General features: G+C 39.1%; 19 protein-coding genes. 12 read left to right on the forward strand and 7 right to left on the reverse strand.

Annotated elements, in window-relative coordinates; translation table 11 throughout:
- The first annotated feature begins 11 nt into the window (after positions 1–11).
- The 3 genes from H0184_RS07980 to yunB all read left to right on the forward strand — a co-directional run bounded on the left by H0184_RS07980 (position 12) and on the right by yunB (position 2,592).
- On the forward strand, positions 12–1,352 hold the full coding sequence (locus tag H0184_RS07980; protein WP_221823220.1) for a bifunctional metallophosphatase/5'-nucleotidase: 1,341 nt from the start codon (positions 12–14) through the stop codon (positions 1,350–1,352).
- Positions 1,353–1,419: 67 nt separating this feature from the next.
- Entirely contained in the window at positions 1,420–1,722 is a 303-nt protein-coding gene (locus tag H0184_RS07985) for a YunC family protein (protein WP_221823223.1), read from the forward strand.
- Between the two features lie 111 nt (positions 1,723–1,833).
- On the forward strand, positions 1,834–2,592 hold the full coding sequence (gene yunB, locus H0184_RS07990; protein ID WP_221823225.1) for a sporulation protein YunB: 759 nt from the start codon (positions 1,834–1,836) through the stop codon (positions 2,590–2,592).
- A 23-nt stretch (positions 2,593–2,615) separates the two neighbouring features.
- Here the strand turns inward: yunB and H0184_RS07995 are convergent, their stop codons facing one another.
- On the reverse strand, positions 2,616–3,572 hold the full coding sequence (locus H0184_RS07995; RefSeq protein ID WP_221823495.1) for a M23 family metallopeptidase: 957 nt from the start codon (positions 3,570–3,572) through the stop codon (positions 2,616–2,618).
- Between the two features lie 203 nt (positions 3,573–3,775).
- On the opposite strand from H0184_RS07995, the gene lipA reads away from it, so the two are divergent.
- Positions 3,776–4,693 carry a lipoyl synthase gene (lipA, locus tag H0184_RS08000; RefSeq protein ID WP_221823227.1) on the forward strand — a complete coding sequence of 306 codons (918 nt, stop codon included), beginning with the start codon at positions 3,776–3,778 and terminating at the stop codon, positions 4,691–4,693.
- Positions 4,694–4,927: 234 nt separating this feature from the next.
- On the opposite strand, the gene H0184_RS08005 is transcribed toward lipA, so the two are convergent.
- Entirely contained in the window at positions 4,928–5,566 is a 639-nt protein-coding gene (locus H0184_RS08005) for a YhcN/YlaJ family sporulation lipoprotein (protein WP_221823229.1), read from the reverse strand.
- Between the two features lie 114 nt (positions 5,567–5,680).
- Here H0184_RS08005 and H0184_RS08010 point away from each other — a divergent pair, with 114 nt between their 5' ends.
- A complete protein-coding gene (locus tag H0184_RS08010) occupies positions 5,681–5,956 on the forward strand; it encodes a YutD family protein (RefSeq protein ID WP_095250773.1) in 276 nt (91 codons plus the stop codon).
- A 44-nt stretch (positions 5,957–6,000) separates the two neighbouring features.
- Here the strand turns inward: H0184_RS08010 and H0184_RS08015 are convergent, their stop codons facing one another.
- Positions 6,001–6,285 (reverse strand): cytosolic protein, encoded by a 285-nt coding sequence (locus tag H0184_RS08015; protein ID WP_221823231.1) that lies wholly within the window; start codon positions 6,283–6,285, stop codon positions 6,001–6,003.
- Between the two features lie 47 nt (positions 6,286–6,332).
- A complete protein-coding gene (locus tag H0184_RS08020) occupies positions 6,333–6,599 on the reverse strand; it encodes a DUF3055 domain-containing protein (protein WP_221823233.1) in 267 nt (88 codons plus the stop codon).
- A gap of 184 nt (positions 6,600–6,783) precedes the next feature.
- Here H0184_RS08020 and H0184_RS08025 point away from each other — a divergent pair, with 184 nt between their 5' ends.
- From H0184_RS08025 to H0184_RS08035, 3 genes are all read left to right on the forward strand, one after another.
- Positions 6,784–8,085, forward strand: a complete 1,302-nt coding sequence (locus H0184_RS08025) for an EAL domain-containing protein (protein ID WP_221823234.1) — start codon at positions 6,784–6,786, stop codon at positions 8,083–8,085.
- A gap of 27 nt (positions 8,086–8,112) precedes the next feature.
- Positions 8,113–8,547 carry a DUF86 domain-containing protein gene (locus H0184_RS08030; RefSeq protein ID WP_221823235.1) on the forward strand — a complete coding sequence of 145 codons (435 nt, stop codon included), beginning with the start codon at positions 8,113–8,115 and terminating at the stop codon, positions 8,545–8,547.
- An 84-nt stretch (positions 8,548–8,631) separates the two neighbouring features.
- Positions 8,632–9,396, forward strand: coding sequence for a TIGR01457 family HAD-type hydrolase (locus H0184_RS08035; protein WP_221823236.1), 765 nt, complete (start codon positions 8,632–8,634; stop codon positions 9,394–9,396).
- A 39-nt stretch (positions 9,397–9,435) separates the two neighbouring features.
- Here H0184_RS08035 and H0184_RS08040 read toward each other — a convergent pair whose 3' ends face one another.
- Positions 9,436–9,936 (reverse strand): phosphatidylglycerophosphatase A family protein, encoded by a 501-nt coding sequence (locus tag H0184_RS08040; protein ID WP_095248389.1) that lies wholly within the window; start codon positions 9,934–9,936, stop codon positions 9,436–9,438.
- Positions 9,937–10,144: 208 nt separating this feature from the next.
- On the opposite strand from H0184_RS08040, the gene yutH reads away from it, so the two are divergent.
- A complete protein-coding gene (gene yutH / locus H0184_RS08045) occupies positions 10,145–11,155 on the forward strand; it encodes a spore coat putative kinase YutH (RefSeq protein WP_221823237.1) in 1,011 nt (336 codons plus the stop codon).
- Between the two features lie 43 nt (positions 11,156–11,198).
- On the opposite strand, the gene H0184_RS08050 is transcribed toward yutH, so the two are convergent.
- Entirely contained in the window at positions 11,199–11,444 is a 246-nt protein-coding gene (locus H0184_RS08050) for a NifU family protein (protein ID WP_081954428.1), read from the reverse strand.
- A 148-nt stretch (positions 11,445–11,592) separates the two neighbouring features.
- On the opposite strand from H0184_RS08050, the gene H0184_RS08055 reads away from it, so the two are divergent.
- On the forward strand, positions 11,593–11,919 hold the full coding sequence (locus H0184_RS08055) for a YuzD family protein (protein WP_221823238.1): 327 nt from the start codon (positions 11,593–11,595) through the stop codon (positions 11,917–11,919).
- Between the two features lie 36 nt (positions 11,920–11,955).
- On the opposite strand, the gene H0184_RS08060 is transcribed toward H0184_RS08055, so the two are convergent.
- Positions 11,956–13,023: an NAD(P)/FAD-dependent oxidoreductase gene (locus H0184_RS08060; RefSeq protein WP_221823239.1), complete on the reverse strand. Its 1,068-nt coding sequence runs from the start codon at positions 13,021–13,023 to the stop codon at positions 11,956–11,958.
- A gap of 246 nt (positions 13,024–13,269) precedes the next feature.
- Between H0184_RS08060 and H0184_RS08065 the strand changes: the two genes are divergently transcribed.
- Both H0184_RS08065 and H0184_RS08070 read left to right on the forward strand, forming a co-directional pair.
- The gene (locus tag H0184_RS08065) at positions 13,270–13,509 is read left to right on the forward strand and encodes a YuzB family protein (protein WP_221823240.1); all 240 of its coding nucleotides are present in this window, start codon (positions 13,270–13,272) and stop codon (positions 13,507–13,509) included.
- Between the two features lie 141 nt (positions 13,510–13,650).
- Positions 13,651–14,016 carry a HesB/IscA family protein gene (locus H0184_RS08070; RefSeq protein ID WP_221823241.1) on the forward strand — a complete coding sequence of 122 codons (366 nt, stop codon included), beginning with the start codon at positions 13,651–13,653 and terminating at the stop codon, positions 14,014–14,016.
- The last annotated feature ends 33 nt before the right edge of the window (positions 14,017–14,049 follow it).

Raw genomic sequence — 14,049 nt, forward strand, 5'->3', positions numbered from 1 at the left:
GCGAAATAAGCATGGAAACCATTCAAATCTATCATACAAACGATATTCACAGTCATTTAAAACGGTGGCCGCGGATTCACCAATTCTTAACAAGCCGAAGAAAACATCATGAAGAAGCAAGGGAAGAAGTTTTTCTATTTGACATAGGTGACTTTATTGATCGATGGCATCCGTTATCTGATGCGACTCATGGGCAGGGAAATATTGAACTGTTAAATGAATCCGGTTATACAGCCGTGACAATAGGCAACAATGAAGGAGTTAATTTTCCGTACGAATCATTGAATCATTTGTATGACAAAAGCAAGTTTGATGTTGTGGTCGCCAACCTCTATAACAAGAATAGTCAGCATCCAGCATGGCTCAAACCATATGAGATTTATCAGACGACAGGCGGTACAACGATTGGTGTGATTGGATTGACAGCCCATTATTCTCTTCTTTACGAGCTTTTAGGCTGGCATCTGACTGAGCCGCTTGAAGAATTGGGGAAGTGGATGCAAATTTTAAAGGAACAATCTGATGTAATCATTCTGCTTTCTCATCTAGGTCTAAGCCATGATGAACAAATTGCAATGAAATATCCCGAAATTGACATCATACTTGGCGGACATACACACCATACCCTTCCTGAAGGCAAGCAGGTGGGTCATACAATGATTGCCGGAGCTGGAAAGCATGGAAGATATGTTGGGCACGTCACACTTCAGATTGACGAAAAAGAACCTATTAAGAAACAAGCAAAATTGTACAATGTATTGGAACTTCCACCAGTACCCGATGAGAAAGCAACTTCCAGGGAACTTTACCGTAAAGGAAAAAAAATACTAAATCAAAAAATCACCACATTGACTAATAACCAGGATTCTTTCCAAGTTACAGAGCTTTCACAAATCTTATGTGATGCATTAAGAGAATGGTGTAATGCAGATTGTGCGTTTATAAATGCTGGTCTTATTTTGGGTTCACTTTCAGGTAATGTGACTGCCTATGACCTGCTTACCATATGTCCTCATCCTATTAATCCCTGTAAAATTGAACTCACAGGAAGTGAGTTGAGGAAGGTCTTACTTGAAACGAGGGAGAAAGACTGGGCGGAAAAACAAGTAGTAGGACTAGGCTTTAGGGGTACCGCAATGGGCTCAAGTGTATATTCTGAGATTGCTTTTAAGGAAAACAACGACATCTTTATCAATGACATGGAACTAGATTTAGACAAGACATACTCACTGGCTATTCCAGATATGTTTACCTTTGGGCATTTTTTTAAAGAAGTTTTTCCAAATAAACAAAAAGAATATTTCCTTCCTGAATTTTTACGAGACTTATTAAAATGGAAATTACAACAGTAGTCCTAAAATATATACACGCTTTTTCTTTCGCTTTCATAAGTTGTTAGTGAGGAAAGGAGTGTGTAAATTGATTGAGCTATCACCGGTAGAGATTAATGGTCACACGTTCTTGGCTGTTACTGTTTTACTACCAAAAACAACACTGCTCTCGGTAAGCAGTGAAAAGGGATACATCATGTGCGGTGCTTTAGATGTCGGGTTATTGAACGAAAAGTTAAAGGATCGCAAAATCATTGCTGCAAGAGCGGTAGGGGTAAGAACCATTGAACAGCTCCTTAACGCTCCAATGGAATCAGTTACGGTCGAGGCGGAAAGATTAGGAATCACAAAAGGAATGCTGGGAAAAGACGCCTTGCTAAAAATGATATGAAAAGCTTGCACCTGTGCAGGCTTTTTCTTATGAATAAGGATAACTCCATTAAATTTATAGGCTAGTTCACCTCTTCATCGCATACATATAACTTGTAAGGGGGGATCATGATTGGCAAAATTTCGTGTACGTCACCGAAAAAGGGGACCATTACCTTTCCGATATGTAATGTTATTGTCGTTTGTATTCTTTCTTCTGTCTACTGCAATGGGAATATGGCTGGTGAACAAGGGAATTGAGCCTTCCTTGATGAGATATGCGGAATCTAAGACAAAACAAATCGCCTCACAGGTCATCAATAAGGCCATCAACAAAAAAACGGTCGAAGTGGGGGATGTTATTGCGGTTGAACCCGGCCAAAATGGTGCGCAGCCAAGTGCAAGTTTGAAGACCGAAGTCATTAACCAAAAATTATCTGAAATTACGAGTGAAATTCAGAAAAACTTAAATGCAGCAGAAAAAGGGGATCTCTCCTCATTGGAGCGATTAACCGACGTGGATATTGAGGTAGAAACGAAGCAGCGTGAAGATGGGATTGTTTGGAATGTTCCACTAGGGCAGGCAACCAATATGGCGTTGTTAGGAAACCTAGGTCCTAAAATACCCGTTCGATTTCATGCAATTGGTGAAGTCCGTCCTGATGTGAAAATTGATCCCAAACCAATGGGGATCAATAATACTTGGATTGATGTGGCTATTCACTTGGAGGTGTCTGTACAAATCATCACGCCGTTTGCAACAGAAATCACCAAGTTAGAGCAAAAAATTCCTGTTGGCGGCAGATTAATACAGGGGGAAGTCCCGCAATTTTATAATAATGGCGGCAGTGGAATTACACCATCGATTCAAATACCGCCTCCTAAAAATTAAAAGGACTGTCTTTGTGACAGTCCTTACTTCTTTTTGTTTTTCAATGCCTGTCTCTCTTGCTGTTTCCACAATCTTAAGTGTGGAGTTGGGTCAAAGGACCACTCAGTATAGCCGTTATCTTTGTACATCCCATAATGCAAATGGGGAGGAAATTTACCTGATGTCCCCGGAGGTCCATAACCAGAACTGCCAACGCCGCCGATTAACGTTCCAGGTTCCACTATTTGACCTACTTTTAAATCTTTAGCAAAACCGCTAAGATGAGCAAAATAATGATACGTATTATTAATATCACGAATTCCTACTCTCCAGCCGCCGAACTTATTCCAACCCTTCATTTCAACGATGCCATAGTTTGTAGCTCGGACAGGGACTCCGTAGCCAGCAAAAATGTCGGTACCTTCGTGAATTCTTCTTCCACCCCAGCCTCGTGCATCGCCCCAGGTACTGCGATAACTATGATTGCTTCGCAGTGGTAAAGGAAAGACGTGTGAATCTAATTCTAACCGGCCGAAATGGCGGTAAATCTTCGCCTTATCCGCAATAATCCCAACTGTTTTGTCACGATGATAATAATTCCATAGACCGATTTTTATATTATCATGGTCTATCCCATATGATAAAAGATAATTGGCAAAAGCATATAAGACATCTTCGTCGTTCTTTATACTGGCTTTACCATCTCCATCCCCATCCACGCCCATACCGCCAAAAAACTGAATCATTGCAGGGTTTTCATCTGCTGGATTTGGGTTAGCTGGTCCTGCCCATTTCTCGGGAGTGAAATAAATTCCTATCACACTTTCCGCTTTTGGTAAATCCCTGCGTACCGCGCGGATATTCCTTTCATATTGATCCGCTGCTGCTAAGTAATACCATGGAATTTGTGTGATGGTTTCCACCTTTTTGTAGAGCCTCATTCTTTCCTGATATTCATCAGGACCTTTTGCATGAGCATCCCTGGGAGATATGCTGCTCATTAATAAGAGGAAAGTTCCAATTATCAGAAATGCCCGCACAGGAATCCTCCTTCCGATTATTGTACGCTTTTAGTTTATGACTTCTAGGCTATTTCATAATGATCAATAATTGGAAATAAGGTTTAAGAAGGTAGTCTGCTTTTGTTGTTACAAAAAGTATGGTAAAGTGACATGGAGCAAACTCATTTATAGGGGTGGAATTAGTGAGCAAAAATGCAGATTACTTAAGAAAACCAGAATGGTTGAAAATAAAATTAAATACGAATGAACACTATACAGGTTTAAAAAAGATGATGCGTGAAAAAAACCTACATACTGTATGTGAAGAAGCAAGGTGCCCAAATATTCACGAATGCTGGGCTGAAAGAAGAACCGCTACTTTTATGATACTTGGTGATACGTGTACCCGAGCATGCCGTTTCTGTGCGGTTAAAACAGGATTACCAACAGAATTAGATCTCCAAGAACCAGAACGCGTGGCAGACTCTGTTCAATTGATGAACTTAAAACATGTTGTCGTTACTGCTGTAGCCCGGGATGATTTGAAAGATGGCGGTGCAGCTGTATTTGCGGAAACCGTTAGGGCTATTAGAAGAAAAAATCCATTTACAAGTATTGAAGTCCTTCCTTCAGACATGGGCGGTAAAGAAGAAAATCTAGCACTGTTAATGGATGCAAAACCTGATATTTTGAATCATAATATCGAAACGGTGAAAAGATTAACACCTAGAGTTAGAGCGAGAGCAAAGTATGAACGCTCTCTTGAGTTCTTGCGCAGAGCAAAAGAAATGCAGCCAACCATACCTACAAAATCAAGCTTAATGGTAGGTTTAGGTGAAACGAAGGAAGAAATTATCGAAGTCATGGATGACCTAAGAGCTAATAATGTCGATATCATGACCATAGGTCAGTACCTCCAGCCATCTAAAAATCACCTAAAGGTTGAAAAATACTATCATCCAGATGAATTTGCGGAACTTCGTGAAATTGCACTCACCAAAGGCTTTAGCCATTGTGAGGCAGGTCCATTAGTACGTTCCTCCTACCATGCAGATGAACAAGTGAATGCAGCCGCAAAGCATAAACAATTACTCGGTGAAACAGAAGCCAAGGAAGCTTAAAATTAATATAAAGGTGTGTTAATGGATACTAAAGATTTATCTCCTGTTGATTTGCGCGGAAGGCACGAGACTCCTGCAGGAGTACGGAGCAGGTGAGACCCCGCAGGCGCTAGCGCCGAGGAGGCTCGCCGCAACGCCTGCGGAAAGCGAAGTGCCTGGAGCGCAAATCAACAGCCCAATTTAACACAGCTAAATAAAAAAAAGAGTTCAGTCTAGCGGCTGAACTCTTATTTTTTATTTATTTGTCGTCTTCATAACATCATCTTTTGTTGCTCCATTTTCATCCTCACTATCACTCATTCGATTACCTTGAGGGGACTTCTTCATCTGTTTCACTAAGCCATCAATTAAACCTCTTGCATTTTTGCTTTTTGAGTCTAGGTTCGCGAGATTTTCCACATCGCGCATTAAATTTGTGTTGTCTGAAACATAAACATGGTAATATCTAGGGATAACGGACATAGCTGTTCTTTTGACCTGGTCAGCAGTTTTGTTACGGTCCTTGGAATCTGTACTATAGGAAACAAGAACCTCCTGGTCCGTTACCAGCGTAGCTACGTCATTCACATTTGGGATATCTGTACTCAGCTGGCTAATAATATTCGCCACTTGTTCACGGTCAATCGCCGAATAGTGTTCTGTTCCACCTCGGTCACCCTGAATAGGACTTTTTTGATGACGGACAAAACCATAATCATCGCTTACATTACGAACACCTTTACTTCCGCCTTCATTGTACAGCTCATCTCTTTTATTATTTACATTTATGGTATCGCCGCTTTCTTCATACACATCTCGATTTGCCATATCCTTTGAGCAGCCAGCAGCTGTAAAGAGTAAACAAAAACCAATGATAATCGACCACTTTTTCATTTAAAGCACCTCCTTTTTTTAGAATAGCCAAATAACTGATTTTTTTTCTTAGTAATTGATGGGGAATCGGTTATAATGAAAGAAAGATTTACTGGTAAAATTTGAGGTGATAACATGATCAATATCAACGGCTCCACCTATGAAATTGTGCAGGAACACAGAGATGCCTTTAATGAGGAAGCCTTAAAGGCGAGATATAGTGATATATTATCTAGATATGATTATATTGTCGGGGATTGGGGATATGGGCAGCTCCGGCTTAAGGGCTTTTTTGAAGATCAAAATCAAAAAGCTACCTTTGATACCAAAATCAGTACATTAAGTGAATATTTGTATGAATACTGTAATTTTGGCTGTGCCTATTTTGTCTTAAAGAAAGTAAAAAAATAAAGAAGCTTGCGATTAAGCAAGCTTCTTTATTTTTGGCATTCAGCTTAAGTTGTATAAGGAGGCTGTTCCTCCGTATCAGGGTCGTCATGTGTGGGATGAGCCCCGTCCATTTGCCGTGGGATATTCTGATGAAACGTTTTATCCTCATAGTTAAAATTACTATAATAACGCTGCCCTTCTTGCCAGGGAGTGTTTTTATTTTCAACAGGCTGATCTTTGCCCACTGGTGACCCAAAGGGACCCTCAGGGAATTCCTCAGCAGTTAAGAAGTTCTTCTGTTTTTCAACATTAGAAAGATCAAAATAGCTTCTCTCTTTTTTCTCGTCCATGTGCACTCACTCCTTTTTATTATTATGTAAAAAGGAGTACTAAATAATTATAGTAATTCTAATAAAAAGGAACGTAGTTCTTCAGCGTCTTCTTCATTTAATTGATAGGCGTATTCTAAATACCCTTCCTCTTTTAGGTCATCCTCGCCAATAATCGCAAATCGACTCCCTTGCATGTCGAGAACAAGATGTTTCCCAAAATGGCGGTCAGATTGAACGATGGCCAAATCGAAGCGTTGGTTGTCACCAACAAAGCTGACGAACCGTGTTTTTGTATCCTCTGTATCATCGTATAAGAAAAAACGTTCTTTCATGTGCTGTTCTCCTTTAGTTAATTTCTTCACTTCTTTATATTACCAAATATATTGTCCGTGAGGTAATTATAGTGTTAATCGAATATTGTTAAAAATTTACTGAAAGGGAAAACGGATTCTGTCAAATTGTGTTACAATATACTTATTATTGTCGTATGCTGCGCTGCTGAGAGGGATGGATTCCATGGACTGTCGTTACATGAAAAAAGTAAAGAGTGTAATGCAATGGGGAAAGATTATATTACCTCTTTCGTCCCTTCGCTATTACCCTCCTCAATTTACCTTGCGCGATCCCTTATTAGAAGGGGTAAGGAATGCTTTTGGGGCTGGACATGAGGTAGCGGTAATCGTTTTTAAATTAAGGAACCAAAAGGATTTGATGGAACAAACTGAAATACAGCTGCAGTCGAAGGTAATGAAAACCATAAAGAAACTTTTTCAAATAGTTGTGGAACAAGAGGTCAGCCAAAAGGAATTTATTGCCCTTCATGATTATTATGGCGAAGGAATTACCTTATTAATAACTGTTGATCATGACCGCCATTCTATTTCTAATATTGACCTTATGATGAAGAAGATTACCGAAGAAGTAGCACAGAAGTTTATTAAATTGTATCCTTCACTGTACCCGATTTTTGAAGAAGGGTATATGTTTGTTGAAAAATATGAGTACTCTATCCAAGATTCGATATTAATAGCACATAGACAAGCAATTGGCATGGCTGAGAAACGAGAGCAGCTAAAAATTAATGAAATGTTATTAGCACTCAATAAAATTATCACCAAAAAGGATATAAACTTGTTAGCACAGCCTATTTTCGATGTTGCAACAAGTGAGATACGGGCTTGGGAATTGTTAACCCGCGGGCCAAGAGGGACTCCTTTAGAAGCACCTTTACAACTTTTTTCTGTTGCAAGACAAACGGGTCGTTTATACGAATTAGAAATGATTGTCTTGGAAAAGATGCTCCAGCAGGTAAAGGCATCTCGTTTTCATCAAGATATATTTGTTAATTGTACACCATTAACTTTGGGAAATATAAAATTTACTAGTGATTTGAAAAAACTGCTGCGAAAATATAGAGGCATATCACCGAAACAAATTACCTTCGAAGTGACTGAACGGGATTCAATTGAAGGATTGAAGAATTTTACCTTTAATATTAATGTATTACGATTAATGGGTTTTAAAATTGCCGTTGATGACACGGGAGCTGGTTATTCCAGCTTGAACACCATAACCGAACTTATGCCTGATTTCATCAAGATTGATCGTTCTGTTATTGAAAATATAGATAAAAACTCGGTTAAGGAGTCAATGTTAAAAGGATTGCTCCTTGTAGCAAGAGAGGCTGGTTCTTTGGTGGTTGCGGAAGGGATTGAAAACCAAGAAGAAGCTTCAGTACTAAGCAGAAATAAGGTTGACTTAGCACAGGGGAATTTTTATGCGGAGCCAGCCATGTTTTTCGATGGAATTGCAACATAAGTGAAAATGAATGAGGAAGTGGATGACATGTATTTTGTAGACCGCGAAAAGTTGGAGACAACATTGGTTTTCTTAGAAAAGCAAATCAATCTATTTTCCAGCCAGAATCAATGGGAAACACCGATTGAAAAAGCTGCCTTAGAGCGGATCACACACCTTATGATTGAATCAGTTTTAGATGTGGGTAACGCAATGATTGATGGATTTATCATGAGGGACCCTGGCAGCTACGAGGATATCATTGAGATACTAATCGACGAAAAGGTTGTTACACCTGAGTCGGGTAAAAGCTTAAAAATACTGGTCCAGAAACGTAAGGAACTCGTCCAACTATATACGGAGATTAATCATAGTGACCTCTATATTCAGTTCTCTAACCATATGCAGGTACTAGCATTATTTCCTAAAAATGTCCGTGACTACCTGCAGAATGAACTTGGCCCCGTTTCGGCATTTAGTTAATCAATTTTTTGGACCGCAGCTTTGCGGTCCTTTACTATGATGAAAAGAAACTTAAAACGGATATGATAAAAAAGGAATGATTTCATGAAAAAGTATAAAGGTTATTTAATTGATCTTGATGGAACGATGTATAAAGGAACAGAAAAAATTGAGGCGGCCGGGGATTTTGTTAAGAAGTTAAAGGAAAAAGAAATTCCCTACTTATTTGTAACCAATAATTCATCCCGGACTCCTGCCCAAGTTGCACAAAAGTTAAAGGATTTTGATATTCCTGCCGAAGAGGACCTAGTTTTTACGACGAGTCAGGCCACCGCGAATTATATTTACGGCCAGAAGAATGACGCCTCGGTTTATGTAATTGGAGAGGAAGGACTTCGTCAGGCTTTGGAGGATAAGAAATTTACCTTTGCTGGGGAAGAGGCGGATTATGTAGTAATCGGTATAGACAGGGAGATTAGCTATGAAAAATTAGCAATAGCCTGCCTTGCTGTTCGAAATGGTGCTGTCTTTATTTCAACGAATGGTGATATCGCGATACCAACGGAGAGAGGCTTACTTCCTGGAAATGGATCACTCACATCGGTTATTGCTGTATCAACACAGACAAAACCTATTTTTATTGGCAAGCCCGAATCCATCATAATGGAACAAGCCCTAAAGGTATTGGGGACAGAAAAAGAAGACACCTTAATGGTGGGCGATTATTACGATACAGATATTCTAGCAGGGATGAACGCAGGACTTGATACCCTTCTAGTCCACACGGGTGTGACAACGAGGGAATTACTTGCGGGGTATGACCGTAAACCAACCTTTGCGATTGACTCATTAGATCAATGGGAGCCGTAAGAAAAGGATGGATAGATTTCCATCCTTTTCTTTATGGTTTTATTCCACATGTGCGGCACGGTGAGCCAATCTGCTTGAAGCGGCCGCTGCGATTGCACCGATGATGTCATCTAAAAATGTATGGCACTCGCCAGTTGATTTATCATTTAAACGGGCTAAGATACCGGGTTTTTGCTTATCGATATAGCCGTAATTGGTGAATCCGATTGAGCCATACACATTAACGATGGACAAAGCAAGAATTTCATCAACACCATATAAACTTTCATCTGTTTTAATGATGGATTGTATTGGTTCTTCGAGCATGTTTTTTTCTGCTAGCATATCGAGCTGGATTCCCGTAATGATGGCATTTTGAACCTCTCGCTTAGCAATAACACGCTCGACATTTGCAATGCAGTCTTCCATTTTTAGGTTTTCATGATATTTTTCCTGTAAAAAAAAGACTAAATCTGCAATATCCTGAATTTCTACGCCTCTTTCTTTAATCCATCTTCGTGCAGTTTCTTCTGTTAAATCCATTTTTTTATCTTCTGCCATCCATTTATCACCTTTTCCTTGGATTTTTTTACCATTCTTAATTCATAACATATGTGCGCTCATTTGAAAAGGAACGAATGAATCAACACCCTTCTTACAGAATCTCCTTTAACATTTTTCTTATACTTTTATTGCATAAGAAGACAACAAGTTTTTTGGGCTACTACATATATATGACATAAGAGTAGAAAAGAGAAGAGGTGGAAGGGTGCTGCAAAAATTACTTGAAAATAAATATGGAATACAAGTTGATGAATATGTAAAGCTGGATACTTATGATGCGTTGAGAAGTAATGGCTGGCTTTACTTAATTGCGAAGCCCCAAGGAAGAGAAGCTGAAGATATTGTTGAATTAGAGAGAATTGCTGAACACCTAAGAAATAACGGTGATTCTCATGTCCCAGCATTTTTACAATCTACCGAGGGGACCTTAATTACAACTTGGGAAGAGCATCAATATTGTGTGCTTGCAAATCGGCAGACAGAAAAGCCAGCAAAAGTGAAGCTTGGAAGAAAGTTAGCAAAATTTCATGAACGAGGTAAAAGTGTTCCGTTTAAAATTGAAAGATCGAGTAGAATTGGACAATGGAAGCAATTATGGGAAAAGCGTCTAGACCAAATCGAAAAGGTATGGAGTGAGCTCCTGTATCAAACGCCTGAGGATGATTTTGAAAGAATGTTTATTGATTCATTTCCCTATTATATTGGTTTAACGGAAAATGCCATCCAGTATTTAGTTGATACGGAGCTTGACGATGAACCAAAAGAATCCGATAGCGGAACCGTGTGTCATGAACGTTTTTCAAATGATTCCTGGGGAGCTAATTATTATATAAAAGATCCTTTCGATTGGGTTTTTGACCATCGCAGCCGTGACCTTGCAGAATGGACTAGAGAACGATACTTTAGGAATACGCAAACATATGAGGTAGATGTGAGACAGTTTTTTGTTGATTATCAAAGTATTGCCCCGTTATCCTCTTTTTCGTGGCGGTTATTATTTTCGCGTTTATTATTTCCTCTTCATTACTTCGAGTGCATTGAGAATTACTATATAACTAGATCTGAGCAGGAAAAAAGACATTTAGAAGAACAACTAACGAAGATATTAAAGCAATCCACTGAATATGAGCGTTTTTTGAGTACTTTTTTTCATACTGTCAGAGCACCCATAAAACCGTTACAGATTCCTCAATTAGACTGGTTGCTAATTAGATAACAAAAAAAGCGATTGCTGATTTAGCAATCGCCTTTTTTGTTTATTAAAATACTTGCTCTACTTCGACTACTCCAGGAACCTCTTCTAATAGTGCTCTTTCGATTCCTGCTTTTAGGGTAATGGTTGAGCTTGGGCAGCTGCCGCATGCGCCAAGTAAACGGAGTTTAACAATACCATCCTCAACATCAACTAATTCACAATCCCCGCCATCGCGAAGGAGAAACGGACGTAATTTATCTAATACTTCCTGAACTTGCTCAAACATTTCTTGCACTTCTTGTTCTGCCATATTATATCGTCTCCTTTCCTACTTATATTATAATGTCATTGAGGGTAAAAATCCATTCTCATGAAATGGGAATTCGCACATTTACAACCATATTTGTGTGTTTAATAGTTTGAATGATGTAAAATAAAAGAAAAAGGCAGGAGAAGGAATGACAAATTCTACAGTTGAAATTATCCTTTATGGTGCAGAACAGTTATGCCCGAGCTGTGTTAATTTACCTTCGTCAAAGGAAACATTTGAATGGCTTCAGGCAGCTATTGCAAGGAAATTTCCGGAGCAGCCATTCAAGATGATTTATGTTGACATATATCAACCACCAAATGAAAGTAAAAAAGAGAACTTTGCAAAAAGAGTGATTGAAGAGGATTTATTTTATCCCGTTGTTGTGATTAAAGATAAGATTGTTGGAGAAGGAAACCCGCGACTCAAAACAATTTTCAGCGAGATGGAAAAATATGGATACAAATCCATATAAAAAGGCATTCCAGTTTTAGGCTGGAATGCTTTTTTATCATCCGTTATGGTATTTGTAGAGCCAAAGAACTCCAGATTTTAGAAGTCGGGCAACTCGACCTGTAATGGCTCTGTCTGCCATCATTCCAAAGCCATGTTTCTTACCAAGAGAGCCAAGGACACCTTTTAGTTTAATAGTCGGGAATTCTGTTGGCGGTTCCTCGCCATTCCAACGCTTTTTCAACACTTCAACAATCTGCTCCGCTTGTCCCTCCGCTAACTGAGCACTTGGGGCATGTGGAAGACTAGCACAATCTCCTAGAATAAAAACATTCTCATCATTTGGTAAATGATGACGAGGCGTGATAATAAGCCTGCCGGAGCGGTCCATTTCTTCCCCTAATTCACGAACAACCTTATTCGCCTGGATACCAGCGGTCCAAACGACCACATCACACGAGACGGGCTCATCATGGTTGTACAGCAATTTTTCTTCAACTTTTGTGATATTAGAGTTATTAATGATTTCAACATTATTTTTATGAAACCAATTTTCAACATATTTACTTAAGCGATCAGGGAAGGCAGGAAGAATGTGCTTGCCGCGATCAAATAGTTTGATTTTAAGATCTCCGCGGCTCTCGCTTAGTTCACTTGCCAGCTCTACACCACTTAGGCCTGCTCCAACAATACCAACAACAGATCCAGGACCTAAATTGTTTAGAACAGAGTATGTCCTGCGGGATTTTTCAATACTTTGTATGCTGTAGGTATATTGATCAGCTCCTGGTACACCATGATACTTGTCCTCGCAGCCTAGACCAATGATTAAGTCATCATAGCTTATTGGCTCTGAATCTTTAAGCAAAACCTTTTTATTGTTCTTTTCAATTCCTGTCACTTCTCCGTATTTAATTTCTAATTGAGGGTGCTCTGGAAAGGAAACACGCAGCTCCTTATCTGAAACAGTCCCTGCCGCCAAGGCATAATACTCCGTTTTCAAACAATGGTATGGCACACGATCAACAAGTGTAATTCGTATATCCTCAGGTAAATGGTTTGGAAGAAGTTCACTCAATATCTTCATTCCGCCGTATCCGCCACCGAGAATTACAAGGTTTTTCATTATATATTTCCCCTTTGTAAACCAGTAATTATGTCTTTACTCTTACATAGAATATGTGACCTAGGCAAGCTAGGTTTTAAGATGAATATAATTGTAATATAGCGTTTAAATCCATTAAGAGTATAGCTGAAATATGACAAAATAACAACACATTTGACATTATTATTGACAGATTCCACTAACACATGATAATTGACGTGTCTAAAAAAAAATAGTAAGATAATATGTTATGGAGAGGTGATAGCCATGTTTAAGCCAATTATTGAATTTTGTATCAGTAATCTTGCTAGTGGTGCTCAAAAAGCACTTGAGAAGTTAGAAAAAGACCCCAATCTTGATATCATTGAATATGGATGTCTTGGCTATTGCGGGAAATGTGCTTCCACCCTTTATGCACTTGTAAACGGTGAAGTCGTAACAGGCAGTACACCTGATGAATTGGTGGAACATATTTACCAGCACATAGATGAGAATCCAATGTTCTAATATATAATAAGCTATAGGGGGCGTGTACCGCTTCCCTATTGTTTTTTATCATATAATACTCATAAGAAACGAATTAGTTGAGTCATGAAGATACAGTGTATATACTAGAAGTAGAACCTTCAAAAAAGGAGGAAAAAATAAATGAGTAATGAAGTAGTAATTTTAACGGAAGCTGCGGCTCTTCAAATAAAAGAAATGATGAAGCACAATGAAGAAGAAGGTGCCCTATTACGAGTTAGTGTAAAAGGCGGCGGCTGCAGTGGTTTATCATATGGAATGGGATTTGATCATGAAGTGAAAGAAGAGGATCTCCATTTTGCTCAGCATGACATACAAATTCTTGTAGCTAAAGAGGATGCAGCTATCCTAAATGGTACAAAAATTGATTATAAGCAATCGATGATGGGCGGCGGATTTACCATCGACAATCCAAACGCAATTGCATCATGCGGCTGCGGCTCTTCATTTAGAACAGCAACAGCAACGGGTACACCGGAAGAATGTTAATAAGTAAAGGCGCCTCGAGGGCGCCTTTATTTA

This window comes from Neobacillus niacini (assembly GCF_019749295.1).
In the GTDB taxonomy this organism is placed as follows: Bacteria; Bacillota; Bacilli; order Bacillales; family Cytobacillaceae; genus Neobacillus; species Neobacillus niacini_D.

Bases quoted from the DNA above. Each gene is read 5' to 3' on its own strand.
- H0184_RS08015 (WP_221823231.1), bottom strand. From the start codon at position 6,285: ATGGACGAGAAAAAAGAGAGAAGCTATTTTGATCTTTCTAATGTTGAA.
- H0184_RS08005 (WP_221823229.1), bottom strand. From the start codon at position 5,566: ATGAAAAAGTGGTCGATTATCATTGGTTTTTGTTTACTCTTTACAGCT.
- H0184_RS08065 (WP_221823240.1), top strand. From the start codon at position 13,270: ATGTTTAAGCCAATTATTGAATTTTGTATCAGTAATCTTGCTAGTGGT.
- H0184_RS08070 (WP_221823241.1), top strand. From the start codon at position 13,651: ATGAGTAATGAAGTAGTAATTTTAACGGAAGCTGCGGCTCTTCAAATA.
- H0184_RS08040 (WP_095248389.1), bottom strand. From the start codon at position 9,936: ATGGCAGAAGATAAAAAAATGGATTTAACAGAAGAAACTGCACGAAGA.
- H0184_RS08035 (WP_221823236.1), top strand. From the start codon at position 8,632: ATGAAAAAGTATAAAGGTTATTTAATTGATCTTGATGGAACGATGTAT.
- H0184_RS08055 (WP_221823238.1), top strand. From the start codon at position 11,593: ATGACAAATTCTACAGTTGAAATTATCCTTTATGGTGCAGAACAGTTA.
- H0184_RS08025 (WP_221823234.1), top strand. From the start codon at position 6,784: ATGGACTGTCGTTACATGAAAAAAGTAAAGAGTGTAATGCAATGGGGA.
- H0184_RS08010 (WP_095250773.1), top strand. From the start codon at position 5,681: ATGATCAATATCAACGGCTCCACCTATGAAATTGTGCAGGAACACAGA.
- H0184_RS08050 (WP_081954428.1), bottom strand. From the start codon at position 11,444: ATGGCAGAACAAGAAGTGCAAGAAATGTTTGAGCAAGTTCAGGAAGTA.
- H0184_RS08060 (WP_221823239.1), bottom strand. From the start codon at position 13,023: ATGAAAAACCTTGTAATTCTCGGTGGCGGATACGGCGGAATGAAGATA.
- H0184_RS08020 (WP_221823233.1), bottom strand. From the start codon at position 6,599: ATGAAAGAACGTTTTTTCTTATACGATGATACAGAGGATACAAAAACA.
- H0184_RS07980 (WP_221823220.1), top strand. From the start codon at position 12: ATGGAAACCATTCAAATCTATCATACAAACGATATTCACAGTCATTTA.
- H0184_RS08030 (WP_221823235.1), top strand. From the start codon at position 8,113: ATGTATTTTGTAGACCGCGAAAAGTTGGAGACAACATTGGTTTTCTTA.
- H0184_RS07995 (WP_221823495.1), bottom strand. From the start codon at position 3,572: ATGAGCAGCATATCTCCCAGGGATGCTCATGCAAAAGGTCCTGATGAA.